The sequence below is a fragment of the Streptomyces sp. NPDC058335 genome (assembly GCF_042723915.1).
In the GTDB taxonomy this organism is placed as follows: Bacteria; Actinomycetota; Actinomycetes; order Streptomycetales; family Streptomycetaceae; genus Streptomyces.
In genome coordinates, this window is sequence record NZ_JBHXHX010000003.1 from 381,255 (window position 1) to 397,918 (window position 16,664).

General features: G+C 71.5%; 15 protein-coding genes and 1 pseudogene. 10 read left to right on the plus strand and 6 right to left on the minus strand.

Features of this window, described 5'->3' with window-relative positions:
* Window positions 1–4 precede the first annotated feature (4 nt).
* Window positions 5–943, minus strand: coding sequence for a hypothetical protein (locus ACFWJX_RS07565; RefSeq protein WP_383238233.1), 939 nt, complete (start codon window positions 941–943; stop codon window positions 5–7).
* A gap of 184 nt (window positions 944–1,127) precedes the next feature.
* On the opposite strand from ACFWJX_RS07565, the gene ACFWJX_RS07570 reads away from it, so the two are divergent.
* A complete protein-coding gene (locus ACFWJX_RS07570) occupies window positions 1,128–1,652 on the plus strand; it encodes a hypothetical protein (protein ID WP_383238236.1) in 525 nt (174 codons plus the stop codon).
* Here ACFWJX_RS07570 and ACFWJX_RS07575 read toward each other — a convergent pair.
* Window positions 1,645–2,802 carry a serine hydrolase domain-containing protein gene (locus ACFWJX_RS07575; protein ID WP_383238239.1) on the minus strand — a complete coding sequence of 386 codons (1,158 nt, stop codon included), beginning with the start codon at window positions 2,800–2,802 and terminating at the stop codon, window positions 1,645–1,647. The genes ACFWJX_RS07570 and ACFWJX_RS07575 overlap by 8 nt on opposite strands.
* 275 nt (window positions 2,803–3,077) lie before the next feature.
* Between ACFWJX_RS07575 and ACFWJX_RS07580 the strand changes: the two genes are divergently transcribed.
* On the plus strand, window positions 3,078–4,763 hold the full coding sequence (locus ACFWJX_RS07580) for an RNA polymerase sigma factor (RefSeq protein WP_383238242.1): 1,686 nt from the start codon (window positions 3,078–3,080) through the stop codon (window positions 4,761–4,763).
* Here ACFWJX_RS07580 and ACFWJX_RS07585 read toward each other — a convergent pair.
* Window positions 4,745–5,104, minus strand: a complete 360-nt coding sequence (locus tag ACFWJX_RS07585) for a winged helix-turn-helix transcriptional regulator (protein WP_383238245.1) — start codon at window positions 5,102–5,104, stop codon at window positions 4,745–4,747. The two genes, ACFWJX_RS07580 and ACFWJX_RS07585, sit on opposite strands and share 19 nt — an antisense overlap.
* Before the next feature lie 40 nt (window positions 5,105–5,144).
* Between ACFWJX_RS07585 and ACFWJX_RS07590 the strand changes: the two genes are divergently transcribed.
* Window positions 5,145–5,738, plus strand: coding sequence for an NADPH-dependent F420 reductase (locus ACFWJX_RS07590; RefSeq protein ID WP_383238248.1), 594 nt, complete (start codon window positions 5,145–5,147; stop codon window positions 5,736–5,738).
* Here the strand turns inward: ACFWJX_RS07590 and ACFWJX_RS07595 are convergent.
* Entirely contained in the window at window positions 5,735–6,430 is a 696-nt protein-coding gene (locus ACFWJX_RS07595) for a glycerophosphodiester phosphodiesterase (protein ID WP_383238251.1), read from the minus strand. The genes ACFWJX_RS07590 and ACFWJX_RS07595 overlap by 4 nt on opposite strands.
* A gap of 38 nt (window positions 6,431–6,468) precedes the next feature.
* Window positions 6,469–7,553: pseudogene (locus ACFWJX_RS07600) on the minus strand (adenosine deaminase).
* 161 nt (window positions 7,554–7,714) lie between these two features.
* On the opposite strand from ACFWJX_RS07600, the gene ACFWJX_RS07605 reads away from it, so the two are divergent.
* Window positions 7,715–8,566, plus strand: a complete 852-nt coding sequence (locus ACFWJX_RS07605; protein WP_383238254.1) for a DUF4190 domain-containing protein — start codon at window positions 7,715–7,717, stop codon at window positions 8,564–8,566.
* 19 nt (window positions 8,567–8,585) lie between these two features.
* Here ACFWJX_RS07605 and ACFWJX_RS07610 read toward each other — a convergent pair whose 3' ends face one another.
* Window positions 8,586–9,143: an NADAR family protein gene (locus ACFWJX_RS07610; RefSeq protein ID WP_383238256.1), complete on the minus strand. Its 558-nt coding sequence runs from the start codon at window positions 9,141–9,143 to the stop codon at window positions 8,586–8,588.
* Window positions 9,144–9,354: 211 nt separating this feature from the next.
* Here ACFWJX_RS07610 and ACFWJX_RS07615 point away from each other — a divergent pair, with 211 nt between their 5' ends.
* The 6 genes from ACFWJX_RS07615 to ACFWJX_RS07640 are packed head-to-tail and all read left to right on the plus strand — an operon-like array spanning window position 9,355 to window position 16,542.
* On the plus strand, window positions 9,355–10,899 hold the full coding sequence (locus tag ACFWJX_RS07615; protein WP_383238259.1) for a gamma-aminobutyraldehyde dehydrogenase: 1,545 nt from the start codon (window positions 9,355–9,357) through the stop codon (window positions 10,897–10,899).
* Window positions 10,900–10,952: 53 nt separating this feature from the next.
* Window positions 10,953–12,200, plus strand: a complete 1,248-nt coding sequence (locus tag ACFWJX_RS07620) for a spermidine/putrescine ABC transporter substrate-binding protein (protein ID WP_383238262.1) — start codon at window positions 10,953–10,955, stop codon at window positions 12,198–12,200.
* Window positions 12,201–12,204: 4 nt separating this feature from the next.
* Window positions 12,205–13,356, plus strand: a complete 1,152-nt coding sequence (locus tag ACFWJX_RS07625) for an ABC transporter ATP-binding protein (protein WP_383238264.1) — start codon at window positions 12,205–12,207, stop codon at window positions 13,354–13,356.
* Window positions 13,356–14,285: an ABC transporter permease gene (locus tag ACFWJX_RS07630; RefSeq protein WP_383238267.1), complete on the plus strand. Its 930-nt coding sequence runs from the start codon at window positions 13,356–13,358 to the stop codon at window positions 14,283–14,285. Before ACFWJX_RS07625 ends, ACFWJX_RS07630 begins: the two co-directional genes overlap by 1 nt.
* On the plus strand, window positions 14,286–15,086 hold the full coding sequence (locus ACFWJX_RS07635) for an ABC transporter permease (protein WP_383238270.1): 801 nt from the start codon (window positions 14,286–14,288) through the stop codon (window positions 15,084–15,086).
* 22 nt (window positions 15,087–15,108) lie between these two features.
* Window positions 15,109–16,542 (plus strand): NAD(P)/FAD-dependent oxidoreductase, encoded by a 1,434-nt coding sequence (locus tag ACFWJX_RS07640; RefSeq protein ID WP_383238272.1) that lies wholly within the window; start codon window positions 15,109–15,111, stop codon window positions 16,540–16,542.
* The last annotated feature ends 122 nt before the right edge of the window (window positions 16,543–16,664 follow it).

Genomic DNA, 16,664 nt, shown 5'->3' on the forward strand with positions numbered 1-16,664 from the left:
CGCCTCAGTGGCCGTGCGAGGTCTCCTCGTGCGTACCGGGGCTGGTCCCGGGTGCCGCCTGCGTGCCCGTCCGCACCGTGAACGCCGCCGTGCGGACCGTCCCGTCGACCTTGAAGTCCAGGAACAGCCGGTAGGTGCCGGCGCTGGGCGCGGTGGCGGCGAAGGACACCTCGGGCCCGGACGTCCTGTCGCCCTCGGCTTCCTCGTGCGGGTGGACGTGCAGGTAGGCCAGGTCGCCGGAGCGCAGGGCGACCAGGTGGCCGTAGGCGCCGAGGTAGGGCTCCAGGCCGGTGACCGGCCGCCCGTCCCGGCGGACGGTGAAGGCCAGGTCGCTCTCGCCGCCCGCGGTGAGGGTGCCTTCGAGGGCGACGGTGTAGCCGTCGACGGTGGTGGTGGCCGCGGGCGCGGGCGGTTCGGCCGCCCGGTACGGCCCGGTGACCGTCAGGTCGGAGCCGAGGGTGAGGCCCTCGCTCTCACCGGCCGGCAGGAAGTCCGCGAAGACGCGGTAGCCACCCGCGGCCGGCAGGTCCACCGAGGTGCTCCAGGTGCCGTCGGCGGCCCGGACGGGATGGAGATGGCGGTACGTCGTCAGCTCGCGTGAGGCGAGGATCAGGTGGAGCTGCTTGCCGTGGGCGGTCCGGTAGCGGGTCACGGGGTCGCCGTCGGCGTCCCGGACGACGAAGCGCAGGGTGCTCCTGTGCCCGGCCGGGACGGCGGTGGTCTCCAGGTCCAGGGAGTAGCCGTCCTGGGAGACCTGGAGGCCGGCCGGGAGGAGATCCCCGGCCGGGGGCTTCTTCGCCGGCTCCGGGCTGTGGCTCCCGGTGTGTCCGGCGGCCGTGGTCTCCTGGTCGATCGGGCCGAACGCCGTACCGACCCCGTAGGCGGTGCCGAAGGCCGTGGCCAGCGCCGCCGTGAACGCGCCGATCTTCTGCAAGGGGTTCATACCGGGCTCCCGACTCTTCTCTCTCTTCGTCTGCCGCCATGGATACCCGTGGGGGGTATCCATGGCAGTACCTTATACCCCCTCGGGGTATGAAGGAAAGAGGAAAGGGGAGGGCAGGTCGTCGGCGCGGCGGGGTTCGGGAATGGTTTTGAACATGTTCAACTCGCTGGCGTACGCTGCCGCCATGAGCGACAGAGCCGCCCTCCTCAAGGGCATCCGAGCCTGGCTTGTCTTCTTCGTCGTCTGCCTGGTGCTCAGCGGCGCCACGGCCTTCCCGCTCGTGCACGAACTGCGCTGGACCGAGGACCTGTTGCGGGCCCTGTCCGTGCCGGAGCACCTCCCCGCCCTCATGGACTGGATCGTGCGGGTCCGGCAGGGGCTCGACGTCGTCGACGCCGAATACCCCTTCATGCTCTACGGCACCGACTGGCTGGCCTTCGCGCACCTCGTCATCGCGGTCGCCTTCTACGGCCCCTACCGCGACCCGGTCCGCAACATCTGGGTCGTCGAGTTCGCGATGATCGCCTGCGCCGGGATCATCCCGCTCGCCCTGATCTGCGGGCCGGTCCGCGGCATCCCCTTCTGGTGGAGCGTGCTCGACATGTCCTTCGGTGTGTTCGGCGTGATCCCGCTGTACGTCGTCCGACGGAAGATCAAGCGGCTGGAGGCGCTTACCGCCCCCAACGCCTGGGCCGTCGCCGCTACTTGAGTGCGGCGAGGGCGATGCGCTCGGCCACCGGGTTCATCCCCTCGCCCTTGGCGTCCGTCGCGTTGACCGAGTAGACCAGGGTCCGGCTCAGATCCCGGGTCCCGGCGATCAGCGCGTTGTAGCCGTACCGGCCGCCCGACTTGAGCCAGTAGACCCGGCCGCCGTACTCGAACCGCTGGAGCCCCGCGCTGTAGGTGGCCCCTTCGATGTGCGCCGGGACCGTGAACATCTCCCGCAGTCGGGGCCGCGGCACGATCCGTCCCTCGAACAGCGAGCCGAGCAGTCGCTCCAGGTCCGCGGTGGTGGAGATCATGTCCCCGGCCGCGAACCGGTCGGCCTGGTTCCACTCGGTGACGTCGACCAACTCCGTCGTCCCGTCGGCCTTCTCCACGGCCTGGTAGCCGTGGTTGTGCGGGCCGAGGATGCGCGGGTCGGTGCCGGGGAAGTACGTGTCGCGCATCCCGGCGGGCGCCAGCACCAGCTCAGTGGCCGCGGCGGCGTACGGCCGGCCGGTCACCTTCTCGATCAGCAGGCCGAGGACCGTGTAGTTGATGTTGAGGTAGTGCTGCTTCCGGCCGGGGCGGAACTCCGGCCCCTTCGCCGACGCCGACGCCACGACCGCCTGGGGTGTGAGCGTGTCGTAGCGGTGGGCGTACACCTCCTCGAAGGTTTCGCCGAGACCGTCGCCCGCCGGGATACCGCTGGTGTGGTTCAGCAACTGCCGTACGGTGACCGGCCGGAAGTCCTTGCCGAGCAGGCCCGGCAGATAGCGCTGGACCGGCCGGTCCAGGTCGATCTCGCCGCGCGCCGCGAGCTTCAGCACCGCCGCCGCGGTCACCACCTTCGTCACCGAGCCGGCCCGGAACCGGGCGTCCGGGTCGGCGGGACGGCCGCTCGCCAGGTCGTGCACGCCGGCGCTGCCCCGCCAGGTGCCGTCGGTGCCGCCCACCCGGACCAGGGCCGCCGTCGCGTCCCCGTCCGGGAGTCCGGCGACCGCCTCGCACAGGGCCCGCGCGTTCAAGCCGTCGGGACACGTCTCGGCGGCGGCCGGGGTGGTGGGCGAGGCGAAGGCGGGGACGGCCAGCGGACCCGCCCCGAGGGCGAGCACCAGGGAGGCGGCGAGGGCGAGGGTACGGCGGCGAGCGCGCATACGGGAGGACTCCTGGGAGTTCGGCGACGGGATGCGTGATCATCCTGCGGCCGTCCGGCGGCGACCGGATCGTCACCGGGGAGGGCGTGCGACCCCGGTCTGTCCCGGAGCAAGTGCCGCACCGGTCAGGGGTGTTGTCGGGGATCGGCCCCTAGGGGCTCCCGGCCGGTTCTCCCGTGACCCGAAAAACTGTTATCGCGCGGGCCCGCCACCCGTCTCCAGGATGTGATCTCCGACATTGCCAAGCGCACACCCCCTGCTGACAAGGTGCGGGCATGAGCACGAACGCGGACCACGGAGACGGGCGGCAATGGCATGCCACGATCGCCGCCGCGCAGGCCGGTGACCGACAGGCACTGGACGACCTGGTCGCGGGCTGGCTGCCGCTCGTCTACAACGTCGTCGGCCGCGCCCTGAACGGCCACGCCGACGTCGACGACGTCGTCCAGGAGACCATGCTGCGCGCCGTCGACCACCTCGGCTCACTGCGCGATCCCGACAGCTTCCGCTCCTGGCTGGTGGCGATCGCCATGCGGCAGATCCGCGACCGGGCCCGCCGCCGCACGACCCAGCGCCTCGACGACAGCCTGCCGGCCGACGGCGCCGCAGACTTCGCCGAACTCACCGTCCTGAAACTCCAGTTGGAGGGCGAGCGGCGTGAGGTCGCGGAGGCGGTGCGCTGGCTCGACGACGAGGACCGCCAACTGCTGTCCCTGTGGTGGCTGGAGGTCGCCGGTGACCTCAGCCGCCGCGAACTGGCCGCGGCCGTCGGCATCAGCAGGCAGCACGCCGCCGTCCGCGTCCAGCGGATGAAGGAACGCCTGGAGACCTCCCGGAGCATCGTGCGCGCACTCGACGGCGCCTGCCCCGCCCTGCGCGACCTCACCGCCCGCTGGAACGGCCGCCCCGACTCCGTGTGGCGCAAGCGGCTGGCCCGGCACATCCGGGGCTGCGGCTACTGCGGCGACACCCGCACCTCCGTCGTCCCGGCCGAGCGGCTCCTCGTCGGGATCGCCCTGGTGCCCGTCCCCGTCGGCTTCACACTGTCCCTCGCCCTCGGCGGCAAGACCGCCGCGGCCGCCACCACCGCCGGCTGGTCCGCGAAGCTCCTCACCGCGCTGACCAAACCGGCCGTCGCGGTCACCGCGGGCGCGACGATCGCGGCGGGCGGCGCCTACGTCGTCGTCCAGACCCCCGACGGCCCGCCGCCCCGCGCGGCCGTCGCCCCCACGGCGGCCCGCACCCCCGGCCCGCCCTCCCCGGCACCCTCGGCCACCGCCACACCCACGCCGTCCCCCTCACGGTCGGCCACCGAGCAGAAGGCCGCCGCCCGGTACGGCAGCGTCGTCGACGCCGTCGACAGCGCGCCCGGCCGGAACACCCGCCCGACCGAGCTGCCGCACCGCCCCGAGGAGGGGATCACCAGTACGGGCGGGCGCCAGGCCGTCATGCAGCACCGCGGCGACAGCGTCACCCTCAGCGGGCAGGGCTATGTCCTCGTGCGCTGGCAGATCTCCCCGCACAGCCGCCCCGGCGCGCTGGTCATGCCGTCCTGGACCGGCCTCGACGGCAGGCTGTTCCACGTGGCCTCCGGCGGCGGCCGCCGCATGGACGACCCGCTCGACGGCAGCTCCGAGGGCCCCACCACCGGCATGGGCGGCCCGGACACCGGCTACACGGTCCTGCCGGCCGGCACCCAGCAGATGTGGCAGAACGAGTACTTCTACGTCGACGGCACGGTCACCCTCACCCAGAACGAACGCGGCGCCGACTACGGCGTCACCGTCTTCCCCACCACCTGGCAGGCGGCCGACGAGGACGTCCGCCGGGGCCCCGACCAGGGCGCCATCCGCTACGGCCTCGTCCGCGACACCGGCGACGACGGCACCCCCGTCCCGCAGTACGTCACCCGGGCCACCCCGGCCGACCCCGCGACCGTGCCTCAGCGCTCCCGCGTGTAACGGTCCTGCGCGGCCAGCACGTCGTCCCCGTGCTCGAACGCCCACGCGCCGAAGGCGTCGATCGGCGCGAGCAACGTCCGCCCCAGCTCGGTCAGTTCATAGTCCACGCGGGGCGGCGCACCGGGGTGCGCCCGGCGGGCCACCAGGCCGTTGAACTCCAGCCGCCGCAGGGTCTCGGTCAGCACCTTCTGACTGATGCCGCCGATCCGCTCCCGCAGCTCCCCGTGGCGGACCGGACCGCCCCGCAGCGCCCACAGCACCACGGCGTTCCAGGTGTTCGCGAGCAGGTCGAAGGCGAGCCGGGCCCGGCAGTCGGCGAGGAAGTCCGAGTCGGTGGTCACGTACCGAATGGTGCCCGAGCGGCCTCCTACCGTCAGGCGTATGCGGATAGGAATTCTCGGAACCGGACAGATGGCGGACGCGCTCGGCACCCAGTGGCGGCGCGCGGGACACGAGGTGCGGGCCGGCGGACGCTCCGGCGGCCTGCGGGAAGCGGCGGAGTCCGGCACCGACGCGGTGCTGCTGGCACTGCCGTACGCGGCCGTCGCCGAAGTGGCCGGCGGGCTCGGGGAGACGCTGCGCGGGCGAGTGCTGATCGACTGCACCAACCCGGTCGGCCCCGGCTTCCGGCTGCTCACGGCGGGCGGACCGGCGGGCGCCGAACGCATCGCCGCCGCCGCGCCGGGCGCCCACGTCGTCAAGGCCTTCAACCTCTGCCACGTCGACGTCTGGCGGCTCACCCCGCCGGTCTTCGACGGCCGCCCCCTCGCGGTCCCGCTCTGCGGCGACGACCCGGCAGCCCTGGACGTCGTACGACAACTCGTGCGCGACCTCGGCTGCGAGCCGCTGAACGCCGGCGGACTGGACCGGGCCGGCCTGGTCGAGGCGACGGCGGCCCTGCTGATCGGCCTGTGGGTGGGCGAGGGCGCCGACGCCCAGGCGATCGCCCCGCCGCTCGCCCACGCGGCCGGTTAACCGCCGTCGCGGAGGGAGCGCAGGGCGCACAGGACGTCGATGCGGTTGGTGGTGATCGAGTCGACGCCCAGGTCGATGAGCCGGCGCATGGAGCGGCGGGTGTCCGGGGTCCACACGGACAGCAGCCGGCCGTCCCGGTGGATCCGGGCGGCCAGGTCTCGGTCGACGAGGGAGAAGCGGTAGTTGAGCCAGCGGGGCTCGACCGCCGCCAGCAGCACGGGCCGCGGCGGTGCCAGGCTCGTCCAGGTCATGGCGATCTCGGCGGACGGGTCGGCGGCGCGGACGGCGAGCATCGCGGAGGCGTCGGCGCAGTAGTAGACGCGCTCCGCCGCCCCGGCCTCGCGGACGGCGTCCACCACCCGGCGCGCCGTCCGCACCTCCCGGGTGCCCGGCAGGTCCAGCATCACCCGGCTGCCCTCCGTCGCCGCCAGCGCCTCCGCCAGCGTCGGCACCCCGCCCTCCGTCAGCCCGCGCACCTCGGCCGCCGACAGCGACAGCAGCGGCCGGTCCCGCTCCCACAGCCGCTTCAACGTGTCGTCGTGCAGCAGCACCGGCACACCGTCCCTGGTGAGCCGTACGTCGATCTCGACGGCGTCCGCGCCCTGGTCGAGCGCGGAACGCAGCGAGTCGAGGGTGTTCTCACGGACGCGGTAGGGGTCGCCGCGGTGGGCCACGGCAGTCACGGTCTGCATGGGCCCATTGTGCTGGTGACCGGGGCGCGGGGCGGCCGTCAGGGGGCGAGCCACTCCGTGGTGTAGGTGTCGATCTCGGCGGCGATCCGCGCCTTGCCGGGCGCGTCGAGGAAGGACGCCTCGACGGCGTTCTTCGCGAGGTCGGCCAGGCCGCGCTCGTCCAGGTCGAGGAGGCGGGCGGCGACGCCGTACTCGCTGTTCAGGTCGGTGCCGAACATGGGCGGGTCGTCGGAGTTGATCGTCACCAGGACGCCCGCCGCGACGAACTCCCGGAGCGGGTGCTCGTCCAGCGTGCGGACCGCGCGGGTGGCGATGTTGGACGTCGGGCACACCTCGAGCGCGACGCGGTGCTCGGCGAGGTGGGCGAGGAGCTTCTCGTCCCGCGCGGAACTGGTGCCGTGGCCGATGCGCTCGGCACGCAGATGGGTCAGGGCGTCCCACACCGTCTCCGGTCCGGTGGTCTCGCCGGCGTGCGGCACGGACCGCAGCCCGGCGGCGATCGCCCGGTCGAAGTACGGCTTGAACTGCGGGCGCGGTACGCCGATCTCCGGCCCGCCGAGGCCGAAGGAGACCAGTCCCTCGGGGCGCAGCCGGTCGTCGGTGGCGAGTCTCGTCGTCTCCTCGGCGGATTCCAGGCCGGCCTCGCCGGGGATGTCGAAGCACCACCGCAGGACCGTGCCGAAGTCCGCCTCGGCCGCCTTGCGGGCGTCCTCGATCGCGTCCATGAAGGCGCGCTCGTCGATGCCGCGCCGGGTGGAGGAGAAGGGGGTGATGGTCAGCTCGGCGTACCGCACCTGCTGGCGGGCCAGGTCGCGGGCGACCTCGTAGGTCAGCAGCCGGACGTCCTCCGCGGTGCGGATGAGGTCCACGACCGACAGGTACACGTCGATGAAGTGCGCGAAGTCGGTGAACGTGAAGTAGTCGGCCAGCGCCTCGGGGTCGGTGGGCACCTTGGAGTCGGGGTGGCGGGCGGCGAGTTCGGAGACGATCCGCGGGGAGGCCGATCCGACGTGATGGACGTGCAGTTCGGCCTTGGGCAGGCCGGCGATGAAGGCGTTCAGGGTCAAGGGGTCCTCCCCGGGACGGCACCCCGGGCCGCGCGGGCCGACGGGGTGCGGGTGATCGGCTGATCGATGAGACGGGCTCATCGTAGGCGGACGGGGCAGGGGAGGGGCGAGGGGTTTTGCGGGTGGGGTTCCCGACCGGTCCGGGGCGGCCCTCCGCCGTCCGGGCCTGGGCCTGGGCCTTAGCATTGCGGGACGCATGACAGAGGGGGTCCCGCGCATGTCCGACGACGCACCCACCGATTCGGCCCGCCACCCGTGGGCCGCGCCCGGCTCCGCGCCCGAGGGAACGGAAGGGCCGCAGTACGCCCACGTGCCTCTGGAGAAGAGGGATGCGTCCGGCGGACCCGCCGCGCGGGACTCGCGGGCAGCCGGTGACTCCGCCCCCGCGGCCGACCCCTGGCCCGCGCCCGCCCCCGTCCCGGACCACGGCTCCGGAGTCACCATCACCTCCGGCGAGGTGCCCACTGCGCAGGACCATGCGCCGCCGTCCGTCCATGACCAGCAGACGGTGACCTCCCTGCCCGGCGTGACCCCGACGCCCACGGTCGGCACCCCGCGGGCCGACGCCCCGTTCGCGTCCTTCCCGCCGCCCCACCCCGCCACGGCGTCCGGGCCGGCGGGCCCCCACCCCTTCGCCCCGCCCGCCGACGGAGCGGTCCCGCCGCCGCCGATCTCCCCCGACGGACCCGGACAGATGCCGTACGGCTACCCCGGCGGCCACGGCTACCCGGGCGGGCCCGGTTACGGCGGCACCCCCGGCTACGGCGGCACCCCCAGCTACGGCGGCGCCCCCGGCTACTACGGGTGGGCCGCCCCGCACCCCGGCCCGAGCAACGGCATGGGGATGGCGGCCATGGTCCTCGGCATCGTGGCCGCCGTGGGCTTCTGCCTGTGGCCGCTCGCGATCATCACCGGCATCCTCGCCCTCATCTTCGGACTGATCGGCCGGAGCAAGGCCAACCGGGGCGAGGCCGCCAACCCGGGCCAGGCCCTGGCCGGCATCATCTGCGGGGCCGTCGGGATCGTCCTCGGCGTGGGCCTGGCCGTACTGATCATGGTGGCGCCGTAGGGCCCCGCCCCCGGCTCCCTCACGCGGCCCGCAGTGTCCGCCTCGCCTCCATGAGCGCGAAGCCCAGCAGGTTGGGGCCTCTCCAGCGCTCCGGGTCCGTCGCCGCGTCGTCGTCCGCGGTGAGGCCGATGCCCCAGACGCGGTCCACGGGGCTCGCCTCCACCAGTACACGCTCGCCCGTGCCCAGCAGGTACCGGCGAAGCCCGGGGTCCGCGGCGAACTTGTGGACGCTGCCCTCGACCACGATCCGGAACCGCTCCCGCTCCCAGGCCGCCTCGTCGAAGCCGCGCACCAGACGCCCGGCCTTCTTCGCCTCGGAGGGGTGACCGGCGGCCAGCGCCCGCCGCTCCGCCTCCGCGTCGCCGAACAGACGGGCCTTGCCGGCCATCATCCAGTGCTCGGCCGTCGCGTACTCCACGCCGTCCACGGTGAACGGGGACGGCCACCACTGACTCAGGCAGCTCGGGCCGACCTGTCCGTCGGGCCTCGGGCGGTGGCCCCAGAAGTGCAGATACTTGATTCGCGCCCCCGACCGGACCTCCCTGAGCAGGGCTTCCCGGGAATCGATCTTCTCCATGCATTCCACTGTGGCACGCACCACTGACAGTACGTCTGTCCTTTTCCGGGTCGACTCGACACCTGGTCGACAGATTCCGTCGCGTAACCAAAAGGCAACAACGGAATCACTTGTTGGAGTCCCATTGCTCTGCCAGGATCGGCACTCAAATCAGGCTGGAGCTACGCCACCCGCTCCCGTGGACAGTGGGGCGAAGGCGGAGGAGAGCGACATGCAGAACCCGGGAAGCACCACCCCGGACCGAGTCGGCCGGTTTCCCGCGCAGGCGCGTTTCGCGGACGGCGCCCAGTACATCGCGGGCCGCCTCCGCAAGGGCACGTCCGGGCGGACGCACGCCGTGATCGACCCGGCCACCGGGGAAGAGGTCCTCACCTACGAACTCGCCGGGGCGGACGACGTCGACGCGGCCGTCGCCGCCGCCCGGGCCGCCTTCCCGGCGTGGGCGGCCGCCACCCCCGGCGAGCGCTCCGACGCCCTGCACCGCTTCGCCGCCGTCCTCGCCGAGCGCGCCGAGGACCTCGCTCGGGCCGAGTCCCTCCAGTGCGGCAAGCCGCTGAAGCTGACCCGCGAGTTCGACGTGCCCGGCACGATCGACAACACCGCCTTCTTCGCGGGGGCCGCCCGGCACCTCCAGGGCCAGTCGGCCGGGGAGTACTCCGGCGACCACACCTCGTACGTACGGCGCGAACCCATCGGCGTCGTCGGCTCCATCGCCCCCTGGAACTACCCCCTCCAGATGGCCGCCTGGAAGATCCTCCCGGCGATCGCCGCAGGCAACACGATCGTGCTCAAGCCCGCCGAACTCACCCCGCTCACCTCGCTCCTCTTCGCCCAGGCGGCCACCGAGGCGGGCATCCCCGACGGTGTGATCAACATCGTCAACGGGACCGGGAGGGAAGCGGGTGAGCACCTCGTCGGCCATCCCGACGTGGTCATGACCTCCTTCACCGGCTCCACCGCCGTGGGCATGCGGGTCGCGGAGATCGCCACCGCCACCGTGAAGCGGCTGCACCTGGAACTGGGCGGCAAGGCGCCCTTCGTCGTCTTCGACGATGCCGACCTGGACGCCGCCGTGCAGGGCGCGGTCGCCGGCTCGCTCATCAACACCGGGCAGGACTGCACGGCCGCCACGCGCGCTTACGTGCAGCGGCCTCTCTACGAGGCGTTCGTCGAGCGGACGGCCGCCCTCATGGAGACCGTCCGGCTCGGGGACCCCTTCGCCCCGGGCACCGACCTCGGGCCGCTGATCTCGCACGTCCAGCGCGACCGGGTCGCCGCCTTCGTCGACCGGGCGCGTGCCTACGCGCGCGTGGTGACCGGCGGCGAGGCCCCTCACGGGGATCTCGAGAACGGCGCGTACTACCTGCCCACCCTGGTCGCGGGCGCCGCGCAGGACAGCGAGATCGTCCAGTCCGAGATCTTCGGGCCGGTCCTCGTGGTCCTCCCCTTCGACAGCGACGACGAAGGGATCGCGCTCGCCAACGACACCCCGTACGGGCTGGCCGCCTCCGCGTGGAGCCGGGACGTCTACCGGGCGAACCGGGCGACACGCGAGATCAAGGCCGGATGCGTGTGGGTCAACGACCACATCCCGATCATCAGCGAGATGCCGCACGGCGGATACAAGGCGTCCGGCTTCGGCAAGGACATGTCCGCGTACTCGTTCGAGGAGTACACCCAGATCAAGCACGTCATGTTCGACAACACCGCGGTGGTCCGCAAGGAGTGGCACCGCACCGTCTTCGGGGACCGTTAGTCACGAATCCGGCCGCCGACCAGGCCGAATCCTCCCGAAAGGGCACCACGCGCATGGAGCAGTACGAGCCAGACCGCCTGACCCCGCCCCAAGCGGCCGCCATGCGGCGCAGTCTGCGCAACGGCAGGGCAGCCATGACCCGCAGGTCGCTGCTGCGCGCCTCGGCGGGCGGCGCCCTGACACTGGGCGGCCTCGGGGCGCTGAGCGCCTGCGGGATCCCCGCGGCCGGCAAGACCGAGGGCGGCACGTCCGCCGATGACCACTCGGCGAAGGAGAAGACCGTCAGCTTCTCCAACTGGACCGAGTACATGGACGTCGACGAGGCGGGCAAGCACCACCCGACGCTCGACGCGTTCACGAAGCGGACCGGCATCAAGGTCAAGTACACCGAGGACATCAACGACAACAACGAGTTCTTCGGCAAGATCAAGCCGCAGCTCGCCGCGGGCCAGGACACCGGCCGCGACATCGTCGTCCTCACCGACTGGCTCGCCGCCCGCCTCATCCGCCTGGGCTGGGTCCAGAAACTGGACCCGTCCAACCTGCCGCACGCGTACGCCAACCTGTCGGGCCAGTTCCGCAGCCCCGACTGGGACCCCGGGCGGGCGTACTCCTACCCCTGGCAGGGCATCTCCACGGTCATCGCCTACAACAAGAAGGCGCTCGACGGCGTCGAGGTGAAGTCGGTCTCCGACCTGCTCGACAACCCCAAGCTCAAGGGCCGCGTCGGTTTCCTCACCGAGATGCGCGACAGCATCGGCATGACACTGCTGGACATGGGCAAGGACCCCGGGAAGTTCACCGACGACGACTACGCGGCGGCGATCGCCCGCCTCCAGAAGGGCGTCGACAGCGGGCAGATCCGCCGCTTCACCGGCAACGACTACACGTCGGACATCACCAGCGGCGACTTCGCCGCCTGCATCGCCTGGGCCGGTGACGTCGTCCAGCTCAAGGCCGACAGCCCGGACATCGACTTCCTGATCCCGGACAGCGGTTACCTGACGTCCAGCGACAACATGCTGATCCCCAACAAGGCCCGTCACAAGACGAATGCCGAGCGGCTCATCGACTACTACTACGAGCCCCGGCCGGCCGCCGAACTCGCCGCCTACATCAACTACGTCTGTCCCGTCGACGGCGTGAAGGACGAGCTGGCGAAGATCGACGAGGATGCGGCGAACAACCCGCTGATCATCCCCGACAAGGCCATGCAGGCCAAGTCCCACGCCTTCCGCTCACTGAGCGCGAAGGAAGAGACGGCCTATGAAGCGCAGTTCGCGAAGCTCACTGGGGCGTGACGAGATGAAGACGACGACCGACGCCGGCGGCGATGTCCGCCTCTCCGGGATCAGCAAGACCTACGGCTCCTTCACCGCCGTCCACCCGCTCGACCTGACCGTCCCGCAGGGCTCCTTCTTCGCCCTGCTCGGCGCCTCGGGCTGCGGCAAGACCACCACCCTGCGCATGATCGCCGGCCTGGAGGAGCCCTCGTCCGGGACCGTCCACCTCGGCGACCAGGACGTCACGGCCCTCCCGCCCTACAAGCGGCCCGTGAACACCGTCTTCCAGTCCTACGCCCTCTTCCCGCACCTCGACATCTTCGAGAACGTCGCCTTCGGCCTGCGCCGGCGCGGCATCAAGGCCGTGAAGAAGCAGGTCGGGGACATGCTGGACCTGGTCCAGCTCGGTGAGCAGGCCCGCAAGAAGCCGCACCAGCTCTCCGGCGGCCAGCAGCAGCGCGTCGCCGTGGCCCGCGCCCTGATCAACCATCCCCAGGTGCTCCTCCTCGACGAGCCCCTCGGCGCCCTCGACCTCAAGCTGCGCCGCCAGATGCAGCTGGAGCTGAAGCGCATCCAGACCGAGGTCGGCATCACCTTCGTGCACGTCACGCACGACCAGGAGGAGGCCATGACCATGGCCGACACGGTCGCCGTGATGAACGCGGGCCGCGTCGAGCAGCTCGGCTCGCCCGCCGACCTGTACGAGAACCCGCGCAGCACCTTCGTCGCGAACTTCCTCGGCTCCTCCAACCTCATCGAGGCCGAGGTCGACTCCAGGAGCGGCGAGGACATCGTGCTCAAGGCGGGCGGCGGCAAGCTCGTGCTGCCCGAGGCCCGCTGCGCGGCGCCGGCGGCGACCGGCGGCAAGGTGCTCGTCGGCATCCGCCCGGAGAAGATCTCCCTCACCCACGCCGACGACGCGGGCGAGATCCCGGAGGGCCGCAACCGCATCACCGGCACGATCGCCGCCACGTCGTTCATCGGCGTCTCCACGCAGTACGTCGTCGACAGCGCCGTCTGCCCCGAGTTCGAGGTCTACGTCCAGAACGTCGACCGCGACACCCGGCTGGCCCCCGGCGCCGAGGTCGTCCTGCACTGGAGCCCCGCCCACACCTTCGGCTTCGACGCCGGACAGGCCATCGACGCCGGCCTGGAAGAAGAGGCGGCGGTCTGATGGCGACCCTCACGGAGGCGCCACCGCCTCTCGCCCCGACCGCCCCGGAGACCGGGCCGCCCCGCAGACGGGGCCGCTGGACGCCGTACTGGCTGCTGCTGCCCGGCATGCTCTGGCTGCTCGTGTTCTTCGCGCTGCCGATGATCTACCAGGCCTCCACGTCCGTGCAGACCGGCTCCCTCGAAGAGGGCTACAAGGTCACCTGGCACTTCGCGACCTACTGGGACGCGCTGAGCGACTACTGGCCGCAGTTCCTGCGCTCGGTCCTCTACGCGGCCGCCGCGACGATCCTGTGCCTGGTGCTGGGCTACCCGCTGGCGTACCTGATCGCCTTCCGCGCGGGCCGTTGGCGCAACCTGATCATGGTCCTGGTGATCGCGCCGTTCTTCACCAGCTTCTTGATCCGCACCCTCGCCTGGAAGACGATCCTGTCGGACGGCGGGCCCGTCGTCGGCGCCCTCAACACGCTGCACGTGCTGGACGTGACGAGCTGGCTCGGCTGGACCGCGGGGGACCGCGTGCTGGCCACGCCGCTGGCCGTGGTCTGCGGCCTGACGTACAACTTCCTGCCGTTCATGATCCTGCCGCTCTACACCTCGCTGGAGCGCATCGACGGACGGCTGCACGAGGCGGCCGGCGACCTGTACGCCAGGCCCGTCACCACCTTCCGCAAGGTCACCTTCCCGCTGTCGATGCCGGGCGTGGTCTCCGGCACGCTGCTGACCTTCATTCCGGCGTCCGGCGACTACGTCAACGCCGAACTCCTCGGCTCCACCGACACCCGCATGATCGGCAACGTCATCCAGACGCAGTTCCTGCGGGTGCTGGACTATCCGACGGCCGCGGCGCTCTCCTTCATCCTCATGGCCGCGATCCTTTTCATGGTCACCTTCTACATCCGCAGGTCCGGGACGGAGGATCTGGTCTGAATGCCCTTCGTCAACTGGTTCAAGAGGAAATTCGTCGTCATCGCGGGGCTTCTGACCCTCGCCTATCTGCTGCTGCCCAACGTCGTCGTCACGGTGTTCTCCTTCAACAAGCCGAAGGGGCGCTTCAACTACGAATGGCAGCAGTTCTCCACGGACGCCTGGAAGGACCCCTGCGGGGTCTCCGGACTGTGCGGCTCCCTGTCGCTGAGCCTCCGGATCGCCTTCTGGGCGACGCTCGGCGCGACCGCGCTCGGCACGATGATCGCCTTCGCGCTCGTCCGCTACCGCTTCCGCGCGCGGGGCGCCGTCAGCTCGCTGATCTTCCTGCCCATGGCCATGCCCGAGGTCGTCATGGCGGCCTCGCTGCTCACCCTGTTCCTCAACATGGGGGCGCAGCTGGGCTTCTGGACGATCCTCATCGCGCACATCATGTTCTGCCTCAGCTTCGTCGTGACGGCCGTCAAGGCCCGCGTCATGTCGATGGACCCGAGGCTCGAACAGGCGGCCCAGGACCTGTACGCCGGCCCGCTCCAGACCTTCCTGCGGGTCACCCTGCCGATCGCCGCGCCGGGAATCGCCGCGGGCGCGCTGCTCGCCTTCGCGCTCTCCTTCGACGATTTCATCATCACCAACTTCAACGCGGGCTCGACCGTCACCTTCCCCATGTTCGTCTGGGGCTCGGCACAGCGCGGAACGCCCGTCCAGATCAACGTCATCGGTACGGCCATGTTCCTCGTCGCCGTCCTGATCGTCCTGACCTCGATGGTCGTCAACAACCGCCGCAACAAGCAAAAGGCGTAAGCGCCTGTAGGGAGTTGGAATCATGGCCCCAAGCGCCATGAGCCGTGGCAGAGACAATCACTGGACGACGTCGCTCTCGGAGGCGCAGCCGGTTCCCTACTGGCTGGAGGATCCGGGAAAGCCCCACCCCGAGCCCGCGCTCACCGCCGCCACGACCTGCGATCTGCTGGTCGTGGGCGGTGGGTACAGCGGACTGTGGACCGCGCTGATCGCCAAGGAGCGCGAGCCGCAGCGGGACGTGGTGCTGCTGGAGGGCCGCGAGGTGGGCTGGGCCGCCTCGGGCCGCAACGGAGGCTTCTGCGCGGCCTCCCTCACCCATGGCCTGGCCAACGGGCTGACCCGCTGGCCGGACGAGATCCACCGGCTCGAAGAACTGGGCGCCCGCAACCTCGACGAGATCGAGGCGGCGATCGCCCGGTACGGCATCGACTGCGACTTCGAGCGCACGGGCGAGATCGACGTGGCGACCGAGCCGTACCAGGCGCGCGAACTGCGCGACTGGTACGAGGAGATCGACGCCAAGGGCCTCGCCGAGGGCGTCGAGTTCCTCGACGGCGACGCGGTCCGCGACCAGGTCGCCTCGCCCACCTTCCAGGCGGGTCTGTACGACCGCCGGGGAGTGGCCATGCTCCACCCCGCGAAACTGGCGTGGGGCCTGAAGCAGGCGTGCCTCCGCCTCGGCGTCCGGGTCCACGAGCACACCCCCGCGCTGACGCTGAGGCCGCACGGCGCGGGCATGGCCGTACGCACCCCGTACGGGCAGGTCCGGGCGCGGCAGGTCGCGCTCGGCACGAACGTCTTCCCCAACCTGGTCAGGCGGGTCCGCGCCTACACCGTGCCGGTCTACGACTACGCGCTGATGACGGAACCGCTGAGCGCCGGACAGCTCGACGCGATCGGCTGGAAGAACCGGCAGGGCCTCGGCGACAGCGCGAACCAGTTCCACTACTTCCGGCTCTCCGCCGACAACCGCGTCCTGTGGGGCGGCTACGACGCGATCTACCCGTACGGCGGCCGGGTGCGCGCCGAGTACGACGACCGGCCGGAGACGTACGCCAAGCTCGCCGAGCACTTCTTCACCTGCTTCCCGCAGTTGGAGGGGCTGCGCTTCACGCACGCGTGGGGCGGCGCGATCGACACCTGCTCGCGCTTCTCGGCGTTCTTCGGCACGGCCCACCGGGGGAAGGTGGCGTACGCCGCCGGTTACACCGGGCTCGGGGTGGGCGCGACCCGGTTCGGCGCCGAGGTGATGCTCGACCTGCTGGCCGGCGAGCCCACCGAGCGGACCTCGCTGGAGATGGTCCGTAAGAAGCCGCTGCCCTTCCCGCCGGAGCCCTTCGCCTGGACCGGCATCGCCCTCACCAAGTGGTCGCTGGCGCGGGCGGACTCGCACGACGGACGGCGCAACCTGTGGCTGCGGACGATGGACCGGCTCGGGCTGGGCTTCGACAGCTGACGCCTCGACAACTGACGCTTCAGCAGCCGACGATCCGGTGCCGTGTGAGCCGGTTCACTCCAACGAGGGTGTCCGACCTGCGTAATGCCCGCCGGAAACCTCCCTCTCCCTTGTGACGCGCA

Excerpts from the sequence above, each read along its gene's own strand:
- ACFWJX_RS07565 (WP_383238233.1), bottom strand. The coding sequence starts at position 943 with ATGAACCCCTTGCAGAAGATCGGCGCGTTCACGGCGGCGCTGGCCACG.
- ACFWJX_RS07630 (WP_383238267.1), top strand. The coding sequence starts at position 13,356 with ATGGCGACCCTCACGGAGGCGCCACCGCCTCTCGCCCCGACCGCCCCG.
- ACFWJX_RS07620 (WP_383238262.1), top strand. The coding sequence starts at position 10,953 with ATGGAGCAGTACGAGCCAGACCGCCTGACCCCGCCCCAAGCGGCCGCC.
- ACFWJX_RS07605 (WP_383238254.1), top strand. The coding sequence starts at position 7,715 with ATGTCCGACGACGCACCCACCGATTCGGCCCGCCACCCGTGGGCCGCG.
- ACFWJX_RS07570 (WP_383238236.1), top strand. The coding sequence starts at position 1,128 with ATGAGCGACAGAGCCGCCCTCCTCAAGGGCATCCGAGCCTGGCTTGTC.
- ACFWJX_RS07610 (WP_383238256.1), bottom strand. The coding sequence starts at position 9,143 with ATGGAGAAGATCGATTCCCGGGAAGCCCTGCTCAGGGAGGTCCGGTCG.
- ACFWJX_RS07575 (WP_383238239.1), bottom strand. The coding sequence starts at position 2,802 with ATGCGCGCTCGCCGCCGTACCCTCGCCCTCGCCGCCTCCCTGGTGCTC.
- ACFWJX_RS07590 (WP_383238248.1), top strand. The coding sequence starts at position 5,145 with ATGCGGATAGGAATTCTCGGAACCGGACAGATGGCGGACGCGCTCGGC.
- ACFWJX_RS07595 (WP_383238251.1), bottom strand. The coding sequence starts at position 6,430 with ATGCAGACCGTGACTGCCGTGGCCCACCGCGGCGACCCCTACCGCGTC.
- ACFWJX_RS07615 (WP_383238259.1), top strand. The coding sequence starts at position 9,355 with ATGCAGAACCCGGGAAGCACCACCCCGGACCGAGTCGGCCGGTTTCCC.
- ACFWJX_RS07640 (WP_383238272.1), top strand. The coding sequence starts at position 15,109 with ATGGCCCCAAGCGCCATGAGCCGTGGCAGAGACAATCACTGGACGACG.
- ACFWJX_RS07580 (WP_383238242.1), top strand. The coding sequence starts at position 3,078 with ATGAGCACGAACGCGGACCACGGAGACGGGCGGCAATGGCATGCCACG.
- ACFWJX_RS07625 (WP_383238264.1), top strand. The coding sequence starts at position 12,205 with ATGAAGACGACGACCGACGCCGGCGGCGATGTCCGCCTCTCCGGGATC.
- ACFWJX_RS07635 (WP_383238270.1), top strand. The coding sequence starts at position 14,286 with ATGCCCTTCGTCAACTGGTTCAAGAGGAAATTCGTCGTCATCGCGGGG.